The 17,464-nt window shown below is 70.0% G+C and carries 15 protein-coding genes and 1 tRNA gene; 10 read left to right on the forward strand and 6 right to left on the reverse strand.

Going from position 1 to position 17,464, the window contains the following annotated elements; translation table 11 throughout:
* Positions 1-1,061, forward strand: a 1,061-nt coding sequence (locus H0488_RS04625) for a serine hydrolase domain-containing protein (protein ID WP_183098116.1), incomplete at its 5' end; no start/stop codon positions are given.
* A 27-nt stretch (positions 1,062-1,088) separates the two neighbouring features.
* On the opposite strand, the gene H0488_RS04630 is transcribed toward H0488_RS04625, so the two are convergent.
* Positions 1,089-2,252, reverse strand: a complete 1,164-nt coding sequence (locus tag H0488_RS04630) for a steroid 3-ketoacyl-CoA thiolase (RefSeq protein WP_183098117.1) — start codon at positions 2,250-2,252, stop codon at positions 1,089-1,091.
* Between the two features lie 153 nt (positions 2,253-2,405).
* Here H0488_RS04630 and H0488_RS04635 point away from each other — a divergent pair, with 153 nt between their 5' ends.
* From H0488_RS04635 to H0488_RS04655, 5 genes are all read left to right on the forward strand, one after another.
* Complete coding sequence (locus tag H0488_RS04635; RefSeq protein WP_312856218.1) at positions 2,406-3,641, forward strand: cytochrome P450; 1,236 nt, start codon at positions 2,406-2,408, stop codon at positions 3,639-3,641.
* An 18-nt stretch (positions 3,642-3,659) separates the two neighbouring features.
* Positions 3,660-4,913 (forward strand): cytochrome P450, encoded by a 1,254-nt coding sequence (locus H0488_RS04640; RefSeq protein ID WP_183098119.1) that lies wholly within the window; start codon positions 3,660-3,662, stop codon positions 4,911-4,913.
* A 9-nt stretch (positions 4,914-4,922) separates the two neighbouring features.
* Positions 4,923-5,072 carry a hypothetical protein gene (locus H0488_RS04645; protein ID WP_183098120.1) on the forward strand — a complete coding sequence of 50 codons (150 nt, stop codon included), beginning with the start codon at positions 4,923-4,925 and terminating at the stop codon, positions 5,070-5,072.
* Positions 5,073-5,128: 56 nt separating this feature from the next.
* The gene (locus tag H0488_RS04650; protein WP_183098121.1) at positions 5,129-6,397 is read left to right on the forward strand and encodes an RsbRD N-terminal domain-containing protein; all 1,269 of its coding nucleotides are present in this window, start codon (positions 5,129-5,131) and stop codon (positions 6,395-6,397) included.
* A 78-nt stretch (positions 6,398-6,475) separates the two neighbouring features.
* On the forward strand, positions 6,476-8,485 hold the full coding sequence (locus H0488_RS04655; RefSeq protein WP_183098122.1) for a fatty acid desaturase: 2,010 nt from the start codon (positions 6,476-6,478) through the stop codon (positions 8,483-8,485).
* Positions 8,486-8,535: 50 nt separating this feature from the next.
* Here H0488_RS04655 and H0488_RS04660 read toward each other — a convergent pair.
* A tRNA-Gly gene (locus H0488_RS04660) sits at positions 8,536-8,609 on the reverse strand.
* Positions 8,610-8,810: 201 nt separating this feature from the next.
* Positions 8,811-10,943, reverse strand: a complete 2,133-nt coding sequence (locus tag H0488_RS04665) for an MMPL family transporter (protein ID WP_183098123.1) — start codon at positions 10,941-10,943, stop codon at positions 8,811-8,813.
* Between the two features lie 132 nt (positions 10,944-11,075).
* On the opposite strand from H0488_RS04665, the gene H0488_RS04670 reads away from it, so the two are divergent.
* Complete coding sequence (locus H0488_RS04670; protein WP_183098124.1) at positions 11,076-12,230, forward strand: sensor histidine kinase; 1,155 nt, start codon at positions 11,076-11,078, stop codon at positions 12,228-12,230.
* Entirely contained in the window at positions 12,227-12,895 is a 669-nt protein-coding gene (locus H0488_RS04675; RefSeq protein ID WP_183098125.1) for a response regulator, read from the forward strand. Before H0488_RS04670 ends, H0488_RS04675 begins: the two co-directional genes overlap by 4 nt.
* Positions 12,896-12,919: 24 nt before the next feature.
* On the opposite strand, the gene H0488_RS04680 is transcribed toward H0488_RS04675, so the two are convergent.
* Positions 12,920-13,522, reverse strand: coding sequence for a maleylpyruvate isomerase family mycothiol-dependent enzyme (locus H0488_RS04680; protein WP_183098126.1), 603 nt, complete (start codon positions 13,520-13,522; stop codon positions 12,920-12,922).
* 51 nt (positions 13,523-13,573) lie between these two features.
* Between H0488_RS04680 and H0488_RS04685 the strand changes: the two genes are divergently transcribed.
* Positions 13,574-14,005: a MarR family winged helix-turn-helix transcriptional regulator gene (locus H0488_RS04685; protein WP_312856219.1), complete on the forward strand. Its 432-nt coding sequence runs from the start codon at positions 13,574-13,576 to the stop codon at positions 14,003-14,005.
* Between the two features lie 243 nt (positions 14,006-14,248).
* Here the strand turns inward: H0488_RS04685 and H0488_RS04690 are convergent, their stop codons facing one another.
* Entirely contained in the window at positions 14,249-15,724 is a 1,476-nt protein-coding gene (locus tag H0488_RS04690; protein WP_183098127.1) for an AAA family ATPase, read from the reverse strand.
* A gap of 319 nt (positions 15,725-16,043) precedes the next feature.
* Here H0488_RS04690 and H0488_RS04695 point away from each other — a divergent pair, with 319 nt between their 5' ends.
* Positions 16,044-16,442 (forward strand): hypothetical protein, encoded by a 399-nt coding sequence (locus H0488_RS04695; RefSeq protein WP_183098128.1) that lies wholly within the window; start codon positions 16,044-16,046, stop codon positions 16,440-16,442.
* Positions 16,443-16,685: 243 nt separating this feature from the next.
* Here the strand turns inward: H0488_RS04695 and map are convergent, their stop codons facing one another.
* Complete coding sequence (map, locus tag H0488_RS04700; RefSeq protein WP_183098129.1) at positions 16,686-17,453, reverse strand: type I methionyl aminopeptidase; 768 nt, start codon at positions 17,451-17,453, stop codon at positions 16,686-16,688.
* Between the last annotated feature and the right edge of the window lie 11 nt (positions 17,454-17,464).

Genomic DNA, 17,464 nt, shown 5'->3' on the forward strand with positions numbered 1-17,464 from the left:
CCGCCTTCCCCGCCGCCGCGGCGACGGTGCTCGCCGCGGGGTGCTCCGGCGCCGGAGCCGGCGGTTCCGGAACTGCGCCGGTCGCGACGCAGCGCGCTCCTGAGGAGTTCGTCTGGCAGTCGGTCGGCCCGGGTCGGGCAGGGCTCGACCCGGTCGCCCTGCGCACCATCGCACGCGACGCTCGGCGCGCCGGAAGCACCTGCCTGCTCGTCGTGCGCGACGGCCGGATCGCGGGCGAGTGGTACTGGCGCGACGGCGCCGCCGACGCCGCGGTGGCGGGCTTCTCGGTCACCAAGTCGGTGACCAGCACCCTGGTCGGCATCGCCGAGTCCGAGGGCCACCTCGACATCGACGACCGTGCGTCCAGGTACGTCCGCGCGTGGCGGGGCACGCCGGCGGCGGCCGTGACCGTGCGCGACCTGCTGAGCAACGACAGCGGCCGGACGTGGTCGCGGGTCACCGACTACGTCGGCCTGATCATGGCGGAGGACCGCACGTCGTACGCCGTGGGCCTCGGCCAGGAGAAGCCGCCCGGCTCCGTGTGGGCCTACAACAACGCAGCCATCCAGACCCTCGACGAGGTGCTGCGCCGTGCCACCGGCGTCCCCACCGCGGACTACGCCGAGGAGCGCCTCTTCGAGCCCCTGGGCATGACCGACACCCGGATGACCGGCGACGCGAGCGGCCGCTCGACGAGCACGGCGTTCGGGCTTGAGACCACCTGTCGCGACCTGGGTCGGTTCGGCCTGCTGTTCAGCCGGGGCGGTGCCTGGGAGGGAGCGCAGGTCGTGCCCCGATCGTGGGTGGACGAGGCGGTGGGTAGGCCCTCGCAGCGGCTCAACCCGGACTACGGGCTGCTGTGGTGGCTCAACCACGACGGCTCGCTGGTCCCCGGCGCACCCCGCGACGTCTTCGCGGCGATCGGCTTCGGCGGCCAGGTGCTGCTGGTCGACCCGCGCTCCGAGACCGTCGTGGTCCGGCTCGGCGTGCCCGGCGAGGGCGACTACGACGTCCGGGACGCCGCCCGGGTGGTCACCGAGGCGGTACGCCGGCCGCGCTGACCCGGGTCGACGCGGACGGCTCTGCGGTCAGATGCGCTCGATGACGGTGCCGGTGGCCATCGCGCCGCCGGCGCACATCGAGATCAGGGCGGTCGACTGGTCGCGCCGCTCGAGCTCGTGGAGCGCGGTCGTGATGAGCCGGACGCCGGTGGCGCCGACCGGGTGCCCGAGCGCGATCGCGCCGCCGTTGACGTTGACCAGGTCCATGTCGACGCCGTGGACGCCCGCCCACGAGAGCACGACGGAGGCGAACGCCTCGTTGACCTCGAACAGGTCGAAGTCGCTGATCGCCATCCCGGTCTTGTCGAGCACCCGCTGGGTGGCGTCGACGGGGCCGTCGAGGTGGAAGTAGGGGTCGGAGCCGACCAGGCAGTGGTACTTGATCCGGGCGCGGGGCTTGAGGCCGAGGGCCTTGGCCCGGTCCTCGTCCATGATCAGCAGCGCGGCCGAGCCGTCGGAGATCTGCGAGGAGGTGCCGGCGGTGTGCAGGCCGTCGGGCAGCACGGACTTCAGCCCGGCCAGGCCCTCGAGCGTGGTCTCGCGCAAGCCCTGGTCGGTGTCGACGATGCGGGTCTCGCCGGTCGGCTTGCCCTCCTCGTCGAGGACGGGCGCCTCGATCGCCGCGATCTCGCGCTTGAAGCGGCCCTCGTCGACCGCGACCCGGGCCTTCTGCTGCGAGGCCAGCCCGAACGCCTCGAGGTCGGCGCGGGTGATGCCGCGGTTCTTGGCGATCCGGTCGGCGCCCTCGAACTGGTTGGGCATGTCGATCGACCAGTCGTCGGGACGCGGGTCGCCGAGGCCCGGAGGCACGTTGCCGCCCAGCGGGATCCGCGACATGGCCTCGACGCCGCAGGCGATGCCGACGTCGATGCTCCCCGAGGCGACCAGGTCGTTGACCAGGTGTGCCGCCTGCTGGCCCGAGCCGCACTGGGCGTCGATGACCGTGCCCCCGGTGTGCTGGGGGAGGCCCTGGTAGAGCCAGGCGCGCCGCACCATGTCGTTGGACTGCTCTCCGGCCTGGGTCACGCACCCGCCGATGACCTGCTCGACCAGGTCGGCGTCCACGCCGCCGCGGCGAAGCACCTCTTCCTGCATGAAGCCGAGCAGCTGCGCGGGGTGCAGGCCGGCGAGCCATCCCTTGCGCTTGCCGAGAGGAGTGCGGACGGCGTCGATGATCACGGGGTTGCCCATGGGACCAAAGTAGAACACGTTCTCGTTTCTGCCAAGAATCGCGACACGAAACGCTTTCGTATTTGACCGATGCTCTGTAGTCTCTTGCTAGAACATGTTCCAGCTGGGTGGGCCGCACAGGCCCGCCCGAGCGATCGAAAGGTTCCCACTGACGTGACCGCTGTCGACCTCATTCCGCCCGGATTCGACCCCACGAACCCGGACATCAACGCCGTGGCGCTGCCGCACGAGCAGTTCAAGGCTCTCCGTGCCACCGCGCCGATCCACTGGGTCGAGCAGCCACCGGAGAACCGCGCCGGCTTCCTCGACACCGGCTACTGGGCCTGCACCCGCCACCAGGAGGTGCGCGAGGTCTCCAAGGACAACGAGCACTGGTCGACCGCGGAGAACGGCGTCATCATCCGGTTCGCCCCGGACATGACCCGCGACCAGGTCGAGGTCCAGCGTGCGCTGCTGATCCACCACGACCCGCCGGACCACACCAAGATGCGCGGCATCGTGTCCCGCGGGTTCACCCCGCGAGCGATCGCCTCGCTGAAGGAGAACCTCAAGGACCGGGCCTACAAGATCGTCGCGGAGGCCGCTGCCAAGGGATCCGGCGACTTCGTCGAGGACCTGGCCGCCGAGCTGCCGCTGCAGGCGATCGCCGACTTCCTCGGCGTGCCGCAGGAGGACCGCAAGAAGCTCTTCGAGTGGTCGAACCAGATGATGGCCTACGACGACCCCGACTTCGACGTGGACCCGGCGGTCGCCTCGATGGAGCTGCTCGCCTACTTCGACGGGCTCGCGAACGAGCGTCGCGAGAACCCGCAGGACGACATCGTCACCAAGCTGATCCACGCCGGTGAGGACGGCCACGGCTCGCTGACCAACGACGAGTTCGGGTTCTTCGTGATCCTGCTCGCGGTCGCCGGCAACGAGACCACGCGCAACGCCATCAGCCACGGCATGCACGCGTTCTTCCAGAACCCCGACCAGTGGGAGCTGTGGAAGGCGGAGCGCCCCGAGACCATGGTGGACGAGGTCATCCGGTGGGCGACCCCCGTCACGGTCTTCCAGCGCACGGCGATCAAGGACACCGTCCTCGCCGGTCAGGAGGTCAAGAAGGGCGCCCGGGTCGGGCTGTTCTACGCGTCGGCGAACTTCGACGAAGAGGTGTTCGACGACCCCTTTACCTTCGACATCACCCGCGACCCGAACCCGCACGTCGCGTTCGGCGGCCACGGCGCGCACTACTGCATCGGCGCGAACCTGGCGCGGATGGAGGTCAAGCTGATCTTCGATGCCCTCGCAGACCTGGTCCCCGGTATCAGCCAGGCAGGCGAGCCGGTGCGCCTACGATCGGGCTGGCTCAACGCCATCAAGGAACTCCAGGTCAACTACAAGTAGGCCGGAACAGGACGTGCGATGACCGCCGACCAGTCAGCCGGCTCCGTGCCGGACTTCGACTTCACCGACCCTGACGTCAACTGGTCGGCGGTGCCGCACGAGCGGTTCCGCGAGCTCCGGCGTACCGCTCCGGTCAGCTGGATCCAGCAGCAGCCGGGGGCGTACGACGGATTCGCGCCCGAGTCGGGCACGGGCTACTGGGCGGTGACCAGCCACCCCGACGTCGCGGCCGTGTCCAAGGACAGCAAGCGCTTCTCGTCCGCCGAGAACGGCGCGATCATCCGCTTCCCGGAGGGGATGGAGCGCGAGATGGTCGAGATGCAGCGGGTGATGATCCTCAACCAGGACCCGCCCGAGCACACGATGATGCGCCACATCGTCTCGCGCGCGTTCACCCCGCGCTCGATCGCGCAGCTGGAGCAGATCATGCGCGACCGGGGCCGCCGGATCGTGACCGACGCCGTGGCGCGCGGCTCGGGCGACTTCGTCGAGGAGGTGGCGGCGGAGCTGCCGCTGCAGGCGATCGCCGACCTGCTCGGCGTACCTCAGGAGGACCGCAAGAAGCTCTTCCACTGGTCGAACCAGATGCTGGCCAACGAGGACCCCGACTACGCCGAGGTCGACGGTCAGGAGGCCGCGGCCGAGGTGCTGATGTACGCGATGGCGATGGCCGCCGACCGCAAGGCCTCGCCGCGTGACGACATCGTGACCAGGCTGCTGGAGGCGGACAAGGACGGTCGCGGGCTGACCGACGACGAGTTCGGCTACTTCGTCATCATCCTCGCCGTCGCCGGCAACGAGACCACCCGCAACGCCATCAGCCACGGGATGAACGCCTTCCTCGACAACCCGGACCAGTGGGAGCTGTGGAAGCGGGAGCGCCCCGAGACGATGGTCGACGAGGTCGTCCGCTGGGCCACGCCGGTCACCGTCTTCCAGCGCACCGCGCTCGAGGACGTGGAGGTCGGGGGAGTCGCGGTGAAGAAGGGCCAGCGCGTCGGCCTCTTCTACGCCTCGGCGAACTTCGACGAAGCGGTCTTCGACGACCCGTTCCGGTTCGACATCCTGCGCGACCCCAACCCGCACGTCGGTTTCGGCGGCCACGGCGCGCACTACTGCCTCGGCGCCAACCTGGCCCGCCAGGAGATCCGGGTGATCTTCGACGCCCTGGCCGACCACGCCCCGGACATCACCAAGCTGGAGGAGCCGAAGCGGCTCCGACACGGCTGGATCAACGGCATCAAGCAGCTCCAGGTCCGCTACTCGCGCTAACGTGCAGTCATGAGCGACACCGACACCGAGAGGTTCTCGGGCTACTCAGAGAACCACTACCAGCACACCATGCACACGCTTGCCTGGATCTCCCTCTGGTTGATCGTCGGCATCGGCGTGGCGTTCGGGATCTACGGGTTCGTCGTCGGCCTGGACTAGGCGCGCGCGGTCGGTCGGGAGGCCCTCGTCGCGGTGCTCCTCGATAGTCTCCCGGCATGGGTGTGAGCGCGGGGGAGTCGGCGGACCTCCCCGAGCCGGTAGCGACCGAGCTGCGCCGCACGGCCGCCGAGCTGTTGGAGAACGTGTCGTCGTACGCCGACGACATGCTCGCCTACATCCTCGAACGCATCCCGGAGGCCGGCGCCGACGACGACCTCCGCGGGCTGACGCTCGGGTCGTGCTCGTCGAACCTGGAGGCAGCGCTGTCGATGGTGCGGCACGGCATCGACGTGGCTGCCGCGACCGCACCGGTCACTGCGCTCGAGCACGCGCGGGCCATGGCGGCCCGCGGCTACAGCGTCGACGTGATGCTGCGCTTCTACCGGATCGGTCACGCCTACTTCAGCGAGCGCATCGTGGCCGGGATCACCCACGTGGTGCCCGACCCCGGCCTCGCCCTTGCGGTGGTGGCCGACCTGGAGCGCTACGCGTTCGCGTACGTCGACCGCATCTCCAGCGAGGTCGCGGCCGAGTACGTCGCGGAGCTCGATCGCATGCAGAACCGGGTCCGCGCAGCCCGGACCGACGCGGTCCGCGGGTTGATCGCCGGCGACCGGATCGACCTCGGGCGTGCCGAGCGCACCTTGTCCCACCGGCTCACCGGATGGCAGACCGGGTTCGTCTGCTGGACCGATCGCGACGACACCGACCTGGCGCGCGTCGGCGCTGCAGTCGGTGCGCACTTCGGCTCCCTGCATCCCCTGCTCGTCCCGGACGGCGCCCAAGCGCTGTGGGGTTGGGTCTCCACCACGGGCGCGCCCGACGTGTCACCCGCGGACCTGGCGCCACTGGCCGACCAGATCCCCGCGAAGGTCCGGGTCTCGATCGGTACGCCGGCGCAGGGCCCTGGTGGTTTCCGGGACTCCCACGCCCAGGCCCAGCGCGGCCGACGGATCATCGAGCTCTCCGGCAGGGGAGCTCCGGCGACGTCGTACGCGGAGGTCGCGCTCGTGGACGCGATGAGCGGCGACCTCGATGTCGCTCGTGCCTTCGTCGCGGCCGAGCTCGGTGACCTGGCGCTCAGGGGGCGCCGGGAGGAAGAGGAAAGACGGGCACTGCTGGCCGTTCTCGACGCACAGGGAGGGCTGGCCGCCGCCGCCGAGGGCCTGGGGATCCACCGCAACACCGTGCTGCAGCGCGTGCGCCGGGCGGAGGAACGTCGAGGTCGTCCCGCGACGGACCGTGTCGTCGAGCTGCATGCCGCGCTGCGGCTGGTCCACGTGCTCGGCCCGGTCGTGCTCACCTCGCCCCCCGGTCACACCTGACCGGCATGTGCTGCGCGCACACGAGCGTGGGCTCGGAACCACTGGTGCCGATACCGCGCGGTTCGTAGTTTGCGGGGCATGTCAGCCACCACAGCGTCGCCCGCGCCCGCCGCCCCGCGCCACGCGCTCCCTGACCCAGGCGTTGCAGTCCCGTCGATCTCGTGGCCCATCGTCGCCATCTTCTCCGGTGCGATCGCGGTCTTCGCGTTCTCGACGTGGGCGGCACTGGGGGACAGGCTTCCTGCTCCGGCGACGATCGCGCTCAGCGCGACCGCCATCTTCGTGCTGTTCACCGTGCTGCACGACGCCGCGCACTACTCGATCAGCACCCGTCGCTGGGTCAACGTGGCGTTCGGCCGGGTCGCGATGCTGTTCGTCTCGCCGCTGATCTCGTTCAAGTCGTTCGCGTTCATCCACATCGAGCACCACCGCAACACCAACGACGGCGAGAACGATCCCGACCACTTCGTCAGCGGCGCTCCGCTGTGGCAGGTCCCCGTCCGGTTCGGGCTGATGGACCTGCCGTACCTGGCCTTCCTGGTGCGCAACGTGAAGCGCCGTCCCCGGGCAGAGGTGCTGGAGACGTCGTTCCTGCTGGTGACGGTTGTCGCCGTGATCGTCACCGCTGCGTCCACCGGGCACCTCTGGACGCTGGCGGTGCTCTACCTGATCCCCGAGCGGATCGCCGTGTTCGTCCTGGCGTGGTGGTTCGACTGGCTGCCGCACCACGACCTCGAGGACACCCAGCAGGAGAACCGCTATCGCGCGACCCGCAACCGGGTCGGCTCCGAGTGGATCCTCACCCCGCTGCTTCTCTCGCAGAACTACCACCTGGTCCACCACCTGCACCCCTCGATCCCGTTCTACCGCTACATCGCGGCGTGGCGACGCAACGAGGAGGCGTACCTCGAGCGCGACGCCGCGATCGGCACCGTCTTCGGCCAGCAGCTCGACACCGACGAGTACCGCGAGTGGAAGCGGCTGAACGGCAAGATGGCCCGGCTCCTCCCGGTGCGGATGCCGAGGCAATCCTCCGCCCGTGCCGCGGTGTTCCACCCCGTCCGGGTCGCCGGCGTCGATCGGCTGACGGACGACAGCGTGCTGATCCGATTCGACGTGCCCGACGACCTACGCGACCAGTTCTCCTTCGAGCCCGGTCAGCACCTCACCCTCCGCACCGACCTGGGCGGCGAGGGCGTACGACGCAACTACTCCATCTGCGCCCCGGCCACCTCTGACACGCTCGCGATCGCCGTCAAGCACATCCCTGGCGGCGCCTTCTCCACCTTCGCGATGGAACAGCTCAGGCCCGGCCACACCCTCGACCTGATGACACCGACCGGTTCGTTCGGCACGCCGCTCGATCCGCTGGCCACGAAGAACTACGTGGCGATCGCCGCCGGCAGCGGCATCACTCCCGTGCTCTCGATCCTGCAGACGACCCTCGCCGTCGAGACCGAGAGCCGCTTCACCCTCATCTACGGCAACCGGGACGCGGACAGCACCATGTTCCGCGACGAGCTCGACGAGCTGGAGGCGCGTTACGCCGACCGGCTCCGGATCATCCACGTGCGCTCCCGCGATCCGCGACATCCGGCACACCTCCGCGGGCGGGTCGACCGCCCGCGGCTCGAAGAGCTCCTCGGCTCAGACCTGCCCGCGACGTCGGTGGACCGTTGGTTCCTCTGCGGGCCCGTCGCCATGGTGACCGACCTGCGCGACCTGCTCGTCGAGCGCGGCGCCGAGCCCGACCGCGTCCATGTGGAGCTCTTCCACGGCTACCAGAAGCCCAGGGTCGCCGACGGCTTCTCCCCGGCGACGGTCGCGGTCAGCCTGCGTGGCCGTCAGCACGAGGTCGCGCTGGCAGCCGGCGACACCGTCCTGGAGTCCGCGCTCAAGGCCGGGCTGGAGGCGCCGTACGCCTGCCTCGGCGGAGCCTGCGGCACCTGCAAGGCGAAGGTGCTGCTGGGCTCGGTCTCCATGGAGCAGAACTTCGCCCTCGCGCCCGCCGTCGTCGAGGCCGGCTACGTGCTCACCTGCCAATCGCACCCGACCACCCCCTCCGTCGCGGTCGACTACGACGTGTGAAGGTGCGTCGAGGAGATCGCGGCGGCTGAGGGGGTCCGGCTTGGCCGACGTGGAGCGGACGCGAGGATTTGAACCTCGACTCCTTCCCTGGAAGGGAAGCGTGCTGCAACTACACCACGTCCGCGAAGCCAGCCGGTGAGGCTGACACGTTCGTAGTATGAACCATCGCGATCAGGCGGGGTCACTCGGTCGTCGCCGCACCACGCGCCGCCGCAGCGCGGGGGAGGCCCCGAGGCCGGCTCGAGCGGGTGTCCAGGACCTGCCGGACCTCCCGCGCCCGGCATCTTGGAGCTGAACGCGCGGCGCAGCCCAGACACCGTCGGTCCTAGGAACCCAGCGGCCGTGGGCCGACCGCCACCTCCACCGGCTCCTCCGCCGACGCAGGGTCCAGCTCCGGCAGCAGCCGATCCAGCCACCCTGGCAGCCACCAGTTCGCCTCGCCCAGGAGCTTCATGGTGGCCGGGACGAGCACCAGCCGTACGACGGTGGCGTCGAGGAAGATGGCCGTGGCCAGTCCCACTCCCATCATCTTCACGACCGGGTCACTGCCCAGGACGAAGCCCGAGAAGACCGCGACCATGATCAGCGCAGCCGCGGTGATGGTGCGGCCGGTGCCTGCGATCCCCTCGATGACCGCGCGGGTGTTGTCGCCGTGGCGGCGGTACTCCTCGCGCACCCGCGACAGCAGGAAGACCTCGTAGTCCATGGAGAGCCCGAACAGGATCGCGAACATGAACAGCGGGATGAACGACACGATCGGCACCGTCGACTCCACCCCGATGAGGCCAGCCGCCCAGCCCCACTGGAAGACCATCACGAGCACGCCGTACGCCGCGCCGACGCTCAGCAGGTTCAGCACGACCGCCTTCAGCGGCACCAGGACCGACCGGAACAGCAACGTGAGCAGGAGGAAGGACAGCACCAGCACCGCCGCTACGAAGCGCGGCATCCGCTCCTGCACCCGGTCACCGAGGTCGGCGAAGGTCGCGGTCTGTCCACCCACATGGGCGGTTGCAGAGGTCCCGTCCAGCACGGTCGGGAAGACGTCGCTCCGGAGCCTCGCGATGGTCTCCTGGGTGGCGACGTCCTGGGGCGACGTGGTCGGCTGCGCCACCAGGGTCGCCACCCCTGCGTCGAGGTCGACGGTCGGTTCGGCGACCGAGGCGATCCCCGGGTCGGCGTTCACGGCCTCGGCCAGCGGCGCCACGACGGACCTGTCCTGCGCGACGTCGACCGCGATCACCAGCGGCCCGTTGGCCCCGGGACCGAAGCCCTCGGCGATGAGGTCGTAGGCCCGGCGTTCGGTGCGCGACTCGGGCTTGGTCCCGTCGTCGGGGAAGCCCAGGTCGAGCGCGAGCACGGGCGCGGCCAGCGCCAGCATGAGAGCCGCACCGCCGAGCAGGTACGCCGTCGCGTTGCGGGTCACGTGAGCGCCCCACCGGTGCCAGCCGGTGCTGGGCCGGTGCGGCCCCTCGTCGCCCCGCCGCCGGCGTCCGTTGATCCGGTGCCCTGCCAGCCCGAGCAGCGCGGGCAGCAAGGTGACCGAGGCGAGCACCATCACCAGCACCATCGCGGAGATGGCGACCCCACCGCCGGTCACGAACGGGATCCCCGCGAAGAGCAAACCGAGGATCGCCACGACGACCGTGCCGCCGGCGAAGATCACCGCCTGTCCCGCTGTCGCCAGGGCTCGGCCGGCCGCTTCGGCGACCGCCATCCCCTGGGCCAGGTGCTCGCGGTGCCGGGTGACCAGGAAGAGCGCGTAGTCGATGCCGACGCCGAGCCCGACCATGGCCGCAAGCTCCGGCGCCCACGCCGGGATGTCGACCAGGTAGGTCACCAGCTTCATCGAGGTCACGCCGACGACCAGACCGAACAGCGCCATCCCGATCGGCAGCCCCATCGCGACGAAGGAGCCGAAGGCGATCAGCAGGACGATCATCGCGACGACGATCCCCGCGACCTCGCCGAGCCCGGTGGGTGCCTCCTCGAACGCGAAGAACAGGTCGCCTCCGGTCTCCACCGTCAGCGACGACTCGTCACGCAGGTCGGCGACGGCGTCCTTGAGGTTCTCCAGGTCAGAGGCATCCAGGTGCTCGATCGCGGGGTACTGCACGCGCACGAGGGCGATGTCCCCCTCCGGCGACACGCTGCTCGTCGTACCCAGCACGTGGGGGAGCTCCGCGAGAGCGCCCTCCACCGGTGCGAGCTGCGCCGCAGCGTCCGGAGCCTCGAGGACCACGTGGGCGGTGATCCCGCCCTCGTCGGTCTGCGTCTCGGCGAGCAGCTCCGCAGCGCGGTAGGAGTCGAGGCCGGGCGCCTCGAAGCTCTCGTCGAGCTCGCGCCCGAAGGCACTGGAGGAGGCGATGACGACAACAGCGAGCACGACCCACGCGCCGATGGCGACCCAGGGCCGGGTGGCGGCAGACCGGCCGAGCCGGTAGAGGAGATTCGACATGCGTCCACCGTGGCCGGGCGGCGAGCGATCCACATCGGGCCAAGGAGTGGTCGGCTCCTCCGCCGAAAGTACGACGCGCGGCTCGTCCTTGTGCCCCGTACGACGAGGCTGTCCGATCTCTAGGCTGGAGCGGTGATAGCCGCCTTCGTCCGCTCGGTCCTTGCCGAGCCCCGTGCACCGGACCCGCCGGCGCGGGTGTGGCGGGACTGGGCTTTGGTCGGCGCCCTGCTGGTCACGGCCGTGGCCGAGGCGATCTTCCGCCCCGACGTACCGGCGCGGCCCCTGGCCACCGTGGTCGCGCTCGTGGTGATCCCGGTCCTGCTCTGGCGACGTACCCATCCACTGCTGGCGACCGCGGTCGGCTGGGGCGGTGCGATGGTGCTGCACCTCCCCACCGTCGTCGACGGCAACCCCGATGTGGGGCTGTACTCCATGGCCGGCATCGTGCTGCTGCCGTACGCGTTGTACCGCTGGGCTTCCGGACCCGAGGCGCTGGTCGGGACGGCGATCGTCGCCGTGCCGGCCGGCTTCGGCTTCGCGGCCAGCGCCACCCTCGGGGACGTGATCGGCGGCACCATCCTGCTCGTCGCCGTGTTCGCGCTCGGGGCGGCGATGCGCTACCGCGCGGTTGCCCGCCAGCGCGAGGTGCAGCAGGTCCGGACGCACGAACGCGGTGGGCTCGCCCGCGAGCTGCACGACACCGTCGCGCACCACGTTTCTGCCATCGCGATCCAGGCGCAGGCAGGACGAGCCGTCGCGGCGGCGGACCCGGCTGCGGCCCTCGAGGCGCTGGCCGTGATCGAGGCAGAGGCATCCCGGACGCTGCACGAGATGCGCACGATGGTCGGCGTGCTCCGTGACGGCGACGCGCCTGATGCCGAGCCCGAGTACGGGCCGCAGCGGGGCATCAGCGATCTTCAAGAGCTGACCCGGATGAGCCCCTTGGTGCAGGTGCACTGCGCCGGCGATCTCGCCGGCCTGCCGCGACCGGTGGAAGTGGCGGTGTACCGGATCTGTCAGGAGTCGGTCACCAACGCGATCCGGCATGCGCGCAACGCCGCGACGGTCAGCGTGGAGGTCACCGGCGACGTCGGCGTCGTACGGTTGCGTGTGCATGACGACGGAGATGCAGCCCGCCCCGGAGCAGGCGTGGGCTACGGCCTGCTCGGGATGGCGGAGCGAGCCAAGCTGCTCGGCGGCGCCTGTCAGGCCGGGCCGGACCCCGACGGCGGCTGGACCGTCGAGGCGACGCTGCCACGAGAGATGCCGCGCGGGGTGCCGCAGTGAGTGATCGAGCGACCATCCGGGTGGTGGTCGCGGACGACCAGGTCCTGGTCCGCACCGGCCTCACCATGATCCTCAACGCGCAGCCCGGGATCGAGGTCGTCGGCGAGGCAGCGGACGGTCACGAGGCGGTGGCCGTGGCACGCGAGCTGCGTCCCGACGTCTGCCTCTTCGACATCCGGATGCCCGGCATCGACGGCGTCGAGGCCACCCGCCAGCTCGCTGGCCCAGGCGTCGAGAACCCGATGGCCATCGTGGTCATCACGACCTTCGACCTCGACGAGTACGTCCACGGCGCCCTCAAGGCCGGCGCCCGGGGGTTCCTCCTCAAGGACGCCGGGCCCGAGCTGCTGGTCCAGGCGATCCACGCAGCCGCGAACGGCGACGCGCTCATCTCGCCCAACATCACCCGCCGCCTGCTCACCACGCTGGCCGGCCTGGAGCGAGCCTCCCCGCCGGCCCAGCCGATCGAGCCGCTCACCGAACGCGAGGAGGAGGTGCTGCTCACCGTCGCCCGCGGCCGCACCAACGCAGAGATCGCCGACGAGCTGCACATCACGCTGAGCACGGTGAAGACCCATGTTGCCGCGCTGATGAACAAGCTCGGCGCCCGCAACCGCGTCGAGGTCGCGATGTGGGCGTACGAGACCAGGCGCGTCAAGGAGTAGGACCGGCTGACCTTCGATCCTGGTCTACCCGGTACTGCCCAGCACCGCCGCCCGCTCGCGACCGGTCAGCAGGAGCAGCAGCTCCAGGGCCGGGCCCTCGACCAGGCGGCCGCTCTCGCCCCGCGCCCAGTCGGTGTCGGTCGCCCGGAGCCGCACGTCGGCGTACCGCTGCCGGGCCTTGAACGGCCAGCCCATCTCCCACACCCGGTCCAGGCCGAGACTCGCGAACTCCGGCCGTACGTCGACGCGGCGCCCCAGTGGCCGCGCGACGTCCTGGCTGTGCACGATGACGTCGAAGAGGGAGTTCTTGGTGTCCAGGGCTCTCGCGGTGGTGCGGTCCTGCGCGTGCTGGCGGATCCGAGCCACGATCGCCTCCGGCGCCAGCTCGCCGTACCTCTTGGCGAGGACGGTGTTGATCCGGTTCGGGTTGAACCCGCCGCGTGGCGCCGCCCGCACCAGCTCCCACGTCGTGATCGTCGGCACCAGCGAGACGTGGCCCGCCACGTCGCGCACCCGCCACCCCGCGCACAGCGACTCGTGCTCCCACTCCGCCTCGGTGAGCTGCTCGAGCAGATCCGCGAGGGCGACCCGCATCCCCGCCACTGCCGCCCAGTAGTCCTCGTCCATGGCGGCACCTCCTCGTCACGATAGTCCGAAGTTCGGACTATATTGTCCGACGTGCCGGAACTCAACCTCGGTCTGCTCCTCTTCATCCCCTATCGGGCGATGGAGACCGCTGTCGTCGCCGACCTCGCTCGCCACGGCCACCACCTCTCCATCGCCCAGGCTCGCGTCTTCCAGCGCATCGGTCCCGACGGGATCCGCCCTTCCGAGCTCGCCGAGGCCACTCAGCTCACCAAGCAGACCCTCGGCTCGATCCTCGACCAGCTCGAGAAGGCCGGCTACGTCGCCCGCACCCCCGATCCCGCCGACGGTCGGGCTCGCGTCGTCACCATCACCCGCCGCGGCCAGGAGCTCGTCGACCTCAGCCTGCCGGTCGTCGAGGAGATGGAGCGTGCGTGGACTGAACACCTGGGGCCCGAGCGGACGCGGCAGCTGCGAGAGGTGCTCGTCGACCTGCGGGAGATCACCGACCCGTTCCTTGACTGATCCCGGACTGCGCACCCCGGACTGCGCACCCCGGACTGCGCACCCTGGCCTGGCAGACCGACGCCGGCACCACCATCACCGAGACCGAGGCGGTCTGGCTACCCGCGAACCAGACCTGGGCGAACCCCTTCTGCCGGCGGCTACGGGATCAGGGCCTCGGTGCTCGTGCCCCCAGAGCCACGAGTCGTATCCGGGCCGCGGCGTGATGCTGGCGCTGTCGCGGCGATGTGATGGCGCTTCTAATCAAAATGAGGCTTCGTCATCCATCGGTTCGTCGCGGTAGCCGAGCACAGCGCGGGTCATCTGGTTGCGGGTGTCCAGGAGGTCGTCGAGCGCGGTGTCCAGGTCGGCCGCGGTGACGACCAGTGTGTTCGCCTCTGGCTGCTTGTCCCTGTCGGCCGCGACGACGGCGGAGCGCCGGAGCAACTCCTTCAGGAATGAGGCAGTCACGCCTTCGGTCCTGTCGAGAACGGTGTCGAGGCGACTGGTCTCCAGGTCGAGGTTTCCTCTGTAGAGCTCGATGAGTCGGCGCCGTGAATCGCGGTTGGGCAGTTCGATGTGAACAGCCTGGTCGACTCGTCCAGGCCGAGAGGCGAGCGCTGGCTCGAGGAGGTCGGCCCGGTTGGTGGTCAGGAGGAATATGACGTCGGCGTCCTCGTCGAGGCCGTCCATCTCGTTGAGCAGGGTGAACAGGAGTGGTGTCTCGCCGCCGTAGTGGCTGCGCTCCTCGGCGATCAGGTCGACGTCCTCGACCACGATCATTGCCGGTTGGAGCGTGCGGGCGACCGAGCATGCTTCGCGAATGCCGTGCAGCGTTTCGCCGGTCAGTTCTACGACGGTCGTGCCGACCAGTTCGCTGATGAGGTAGCGCACGGAGTGCGTCTTGCCTACCCCTGGAGGTCCGTAAAGGAGGATGCCGCGCTTGAGGTGTTGGCCGGCGGCTCGCAGTCGAGCGCTGTTGCGCGCGACTCCCACGACCTGGCGGCGGAGGTCGTCGAACGTCGCCGTGGGAAGGATCAGGTCCTCCCGCGACATGGTGGGCCTTTCACGGAATCGGAGCAGCGATCCGCGCTCACCGAACATGCTGCGGCCAAAGGAGACGACCTGCCCGCGGTAGACGTTGTGCTTGAGCGCGAGCTCCCGCAGGCGGCGTCCGAACGACTCGGCCTGTGCGGGGTGCTGAGCGACAATCTCAAGGGTCAGTTCCGAGGACCCGCTCTCGGGGTCGGGGCCACGGAAGAGAACGGCAATTCGGTCGTCGCCGTCTCCCAGTAGAAGCAGGGCGACCCGGAGACACTCTCGAGTATCGCCGCCCGGACCGCTGGGCAAGCTGATCCTGGTGACATTGCCGGGTCGCGGTCCGTGCATTGCGAACCTGTCGTCGCCGAGCAGGTCGGCGATTCCGAACGGCCCGTGATGGCGATGTCCAGCTACTCCGATGATCCGGGCGTGGTCGCCGTGCTCTGTGAGCACGACGTCGAGGGCGCCCTGCACGTTGACGTGCTCATATGCGGGCCACTGTTCAACGGTGATCGGCAGATCGTGCACTTCGTGCCCGAGGTACTCGACGAGTAGCGAGCGAAAGGTCGGCTGGTCGACGGTGCGTGCCTTCGAGACGAACCGCTGGATGACATACCGGCCGTAACGCCCAACATCGGACAGCTGGGGCGAGTGGTCATCCGCCGAGGGCGCGGCGGCCGGACCTGCGGAGAACGACATTCCGGGAGACTAGAGGCACAAGCCAAAGGCTGCCATCCACGCGGCCGTCCCAGACGCGGCGCTATGACGCCGCTCCGGCCAGCGCACGGATCACGCTGGTAACGGGCAGCAGTGAGCGCGCGTCGGTGCCTCCCGAGGAGGCGCCCTTTCGGACCGAGGCGGGGGACTTCACTCAGCCCTTCTCCGAGGCGAAACCACGGAGCCCCTCAGCCTCCGTTACCGCTGAGATGACCGACGGGGCTCACGGTAGCGGTGTTCGGCTCAGGCGGCGTGGCTCGGGATCTATCCTGGGCGGAGGCGAATCTTCAGGGAGCCAACCATGACGCTGATCAGCGCACTGTCCCGCCTTGCGGCGGCGTGTGCCTGCCTCGTTGCGGGGGCGACCGTCCTCGCGTACGTGGCGGTGATCAACAGCGAGCCAGGCGGGCTTGGTCAGTCTGACGGTCAACCCTATGGATGGGCTGCGCTGATGTCAGTGCCGGTTCTCGCATTGGCCCTGGCAGCCGTCGTCCCGGCCCGGATGCGCCTCCTGCTCCTGGGGTTCGCCGGGCTTGTTCTCGGGCCGCTTGGGCTGATCGCAATCTTCTCCGTGGGCCTCGGATTCCTGGTCGCACTCGTGTTCGCCGTGGTGGGCGCGGTTCTCGCTGCCGGAACCGCTTTCGGGGCCGACAGCGGGACTTCGCGAGTCTCCGACGGTCTACACGCAACGCGGCACTAGGGGTGCTTCGACCGGCGCTGACCGGCGGCGATGCGATGCCGTGAGTGGGCGGCGCCGTCCGCTACCGCGGTATTGCGCCCGCTCCCTCGGCGCCGTGACTGGTCATAGCACCGTGGGAGCGCGCGCAGTCCCGATGGAGCGCCACGAACACTGAGTTACCGCGGCCGCAGCACCGAGGTGGTCGACCGCGTCTCAGTGGGCGCGTTGGAGCGCGCCCAACGTGGGTGTCGGGACCGGGGACAGTCAGTCGCGGGCGGTGAGCACGATCGGGTCGCCGTCGGTGATGGCGACGGTGTGCTCGACGTGGGCGCCGCGGGAGCCGTCGGCGCTGCGGATCGTCCAGCCGTCCGGGTCGAACCGGATCTCGTCGGTGCCGTGGAGGAACCAGGGCTCGATCGCGATCACGAGGCCGGCGCGGAGCTTGAGGCCACGTCCGGCCTGGCCGTCGTTCGGCACGTGCGGGTCGCCGTGCATGGTGCGGCCGACGCCGTGCCCGCCGAACTGCAGGTTGACCTTGAGCCCGGCCTCGTGCGCCACCGAGCCGATCGCGTGGGAGATGTCGCCGAGCCGGTTGCCGGACCGGGCGGCCGCGATGCCGGCGTCCAGCGCCCGCTGTGCGACGTCGATGAGGCGGAGGTCCTCGGGTCGCGGCGTGCCGACGACCACCGAGAGGGCGGAGTCCGAGACCCAGCCGTCGACCGAGGCCGCGAAGTCGACCGAGAGCAGGTCGCCGTCCTGCAGCGTGTAGTCGAACGGCAGCCCGTGCAGCACCGCGTCGTTGACCGACGTGCAGAGCACCTTGCCGAACGGCATCGCACCGAACGACGGGTGGTAGTCGATGTAGCACGAGGTCGCACCGGCGTCCTTGATCATCCGGTGCGCCAGCTCGTCGAGCTCGAGCAGGTTGACCCCGACGTCGGCCTTCTCGGCGAGAGCGGTGATCACCGAGGCCACGAAACGTCCCGCGGGACGCATCTGCTCGATCTGGGTCGGGGTGCGGAGCTCGATCACGGGGTCAAGGG

The organism is Nocardioides pelophilus, assembly GCF_014180685.1.
In the GTDB taxonomy this organism is placed as follows: domain Bacteria; phylum Actinomycetota; class Actinomycetes; order Propionibacteriales; family Nocardioidaceae; genus Nocardioides; species Nocardioides pelophilus.